Source organism: Acidovorax sp., from assembly GCF_027492855.1.
Classification (GTDB): domain Bacteria; phylum Pseudomonadota; class Gammaproteobacteria; order Burkholderiales; family Burkholderiaceae_C; genus Acidovorax.
Genome location: NZ_JAPUDY010000019.1, coordinates 1 through 3,126, shown reverse-complemented (window position 1 = coordinate 3,126; position 3,126 = coordinate 1). Strand labels below are relative to the sequence as shown.

General features: G+C 68.1%; 2 protein-coding genes. Both read left to right on the top strand.

Annotated features, from left to right (window positions below):
* On the top strand, window positions 1-1,677 hold a 1,677-nt coding region (locus Q0105_RS03570; protein WP_298208835.1), incomplete at its 5' end, for a sigma-54-dependent Fis family transcriptional regulator.
* Between the two features lie 417 nt (window positions 1,678-2,094).
* The gene (locus Q0105_RS03565; protein ID WP_298208834.1) at window positions 2,095-3,003 is read left to right on the top strand and encodes an alpha/beta hydrolase; all 909 of its coding nucleotides are present in this window, start codon (window positions 2,095-2,097) and stop codon (window positions 3,001-3,003) included.
* Window positions 3,004-3,126 lie beyond the last annotated feature (123 nt).

Genomic DNA, 3,126 nt, shown 5'->3' with positions numbered 1-3,126 from the left:
CACAGCCAGAGCGTGGTGGTGCTGGCCGACCGGCGCGGCATGCTCATGCACACGCTGGGCGACCCGCATTTTGTGGACAAGGCCGAGCGTGTGGCGCTGACCAGCGGCGCCTCGTGGCACGAGGCGCACCGGGGCACCAATGCCATCGGCACTGCGCTGGCCGAATGCAGCGCGGTAGAGGTGCACGGCGGCGAGCATTTTCTGGAGCGCAACAGCTTTCTCACATGCGCGGCCTCGCCCATCCTGTCGGCCACCGGCGAGCTGCTGGGCATCCTCGACATCTCGGGCGACTGCCGCAACGGCCACGCCCACACGCTGGGCCTGGTGAGCACAGCGGCGCGCATGATCGAAAACCGCCTGCTCACCGCCACCTGCAAACGCAACATCCGCCTGCACCTGCACAGCGCGCCCGAAGGCATCGGCAGTGTGGCCGAGGGCATCGTGGCGGTGTCGGGCGACGGCTGGATCGTGGGCGCCAACCGCATGGCCTTGGCGCAGCTGGGCCTGCGTGCGGGCGATGTGGGCGCCACCTTGCTGGAGCGCGTGCTGGATGTGCGGCTTGACGACCTGCTCTCGCGCCACCAACGCCGCCCGCTGCAGCCGCAAGCCCTGCGCGTGCTGGGCGGGGCGTTGTTGTTTGCCCAGGTGCAGGTGGATGTTGCCGCTGCCTGGGTGGCTCCGCCCACTGCTGCCGCGCCCGCGCCATTGGATGACGCGTTGGCGCAGCTGGACACCGGCGACGCCCGCTGGCGCGCGGCGGCCGACAAAGCCCGCCGCGTGGTGGCCAAGCCGATTGCGGTGCTGGTGCAGGGTGAATCGGGCGTGGGCAAGGAGGTGTTTGCACGCGCCCTGCACGCCAGCGGCCCGCGCCGCGATGCGCCCTTCGTGGCCATCAACTGCGCGGCCATCCCCGAGCACCTCATCGAATCCGAACTGTTCGGCCATGTGGCGGGCGCCTTCACCGGCGCACGCAAGGAGGGCCACCTGGGCCGCCTGCGCGAGGCCCACGGCGGCACGCTGTTCCTCGACGAAATCGGCGACATGCCCCTGGCCCTGCAAACCCGCCTGCTGCGCGTGCTGCAAGAGCGCAGTGTGACGCCCGTGGGCGCCAGCAAGGCCGTGCCGGTGGACTTTGCGCTCATCTGCGCCACGCACTGCCAGCTCATGCAGGCGGCCGAGCAAGGGCGCTTTCGGCAGGATCTGTACTACCGCATCAACGGCCTCACGGTGCAGTTGCCCGCCCTGCGCGAGCGCAGCGACTTCGTGGCGCTCGCGCAGCGCCTGCTGGTCGACCTGGCCACGGAGCAGGGCCTGGGCTTTGACGTGCAAGTGGCGCCCGAGCTGCTGGTGCGCCTGGCCGCCTATGCCTGGCCCGGCAACCTGCGCCAATTGGCCAGCCTGCTGCGCACCGCCTGCGCCATGTTGCTGGAGGGCGAGGACACCCTGGGCTGGGAGCACATGCCTGATGATTTGGTGCATGCCTTGCGCGACGGCGCCCCGGCGCCCACAGCGGCGCCCCGCGCAGCGGAGCCCCTTGTCAGCCTGCAGGCCCTGTCCAGCGCGGCCATCCAGCAGGCGCTGCAAAACACACGCGGCAATGTCTCGCAGGCCGCGCAGCAATTGGGCATCAGCCGCCAGACGCTGTACCGCAAGATGAAGCAGGGCACACCCGGCTGAACAGGGGCGGCGGGCTGTGCGGCGCCTTGGCGTGCGCCGCCGCTGGTTCTGGAGATGAGATGGGCAATCATGAACTCCTGATTTGATAGCTGCTAGCGCTTATCTGTAAAGCGCTAGCAGTCAATTTTGTCTTATCGATCCGGCATTTTGGACCTTGAAACATCCGTTCGGGCTGAGCTTGTCGAAGCCTCGCGCTACGCTTCGACAACGCTTGACGGGAACCATAGAACCTCAGCCCGAACGGCTTCAAGTTGATGGATTCCGACCCGATAAGTCAGCATTCCCCACCCGCGCGCCCGTCATGTTTTGTTACCACTTGGTACAGCGCGGCAACCTTGGGTTGACAGGGCACTGCCACAGTTCAACCCCATTGGCGCGCACCCGTGGGTGAGCGCCCCATCCACCGGAGCCCCCACCATGTCGCAGCGCCGCATCGTCACCCTTGCCACCGTGGCTGTCCTGGCCTTGGCCGCCAGCACCGGCGCTTTCGCACAGGCGGTAGGTGCCACCCCCGGCGCAGGCGTGCAGCGCATTGCCGACGTGGCCTATGGCAGCGACCCTCGCCAGCGCATGGATGTGTATGTGCCCACCACCGGGCGCCACGGCCCGGTGGCCAGCGCAGCGGGTGCGCCGGTCATCTTCATGGTGCACGGCGGCGGCTGGCGCCATGGCGACAAGGCCATGGGCGGCGTGGTGCAGGAGAAGGTGGCGCGCTGGGTGCCCCAGGGCTTTGTGCTGGTCTCGGTGAACTACCGGCTGCTGCCCGGCGCCCCCGTGGCCCAGCAGGCGCGTGATGTGCAGGCCGCGCTGGTGGCCGCGCAGCAACATGCCGCCACCTGGGGCGCAGACCCCGGCCGCTTCATCCTGATGGGCCACTCGGCGGGCGCCCATTTGGTGGCGCTGCTCAACGCCCGTGCGCGTGAGGCCCAGCGCGAAGGCGCCCGGCCATGGCTGGGGGCTGTGGTACTCGACAGCGCGGTGATGAATGTGCCCACCCTCATGCGCGCACGCCACGTGCCGCTGTATGACGATGCGTTTGGCGCCGACCCCGCTGACTGGGTGGCCGTGTCGCCCTACCACCAATGGACGGCGGGTGCGCCGCCGATGCAACTGGTGTGCTCCACCGAGCGCCCTGACCGCCCCTGCCTGCAGGCCGAGGCCATGGCCCGCCACGTGCACAGCCAGGGCGGCCGTGCCGAGGTGCAACCGCAAGGCCTGAGCCACGGCGAGATCAACGCCCAACTGGGGCGGGAGGGCAGCTACACGCGGGCGGTGGAAGCCTTCATGGGGTCGCTGGATGCCGAGGTGGCACGGCGCCTGCAGTGATTGAGAGTCAATTGCTATCTAATTGATAGCTGCTAGCGCTTATTCAATAAGCGCTAGCAGCCAATTTCAGGGATTGCTATACAGGTATTGAAATATCTGCAGCCCAAAGTCGCTCACACAGAA

Bases quoted from the DNA above. Each gene is read 5' to 3' on its own strand.
- Q0105_RS03565 (WP_298208834.1), top strand. From the start codon at position 2,095: ATGTCGCAGCGCCGCATCGTCACCCTTGCCACCGTGGCTGTCCTGGCC.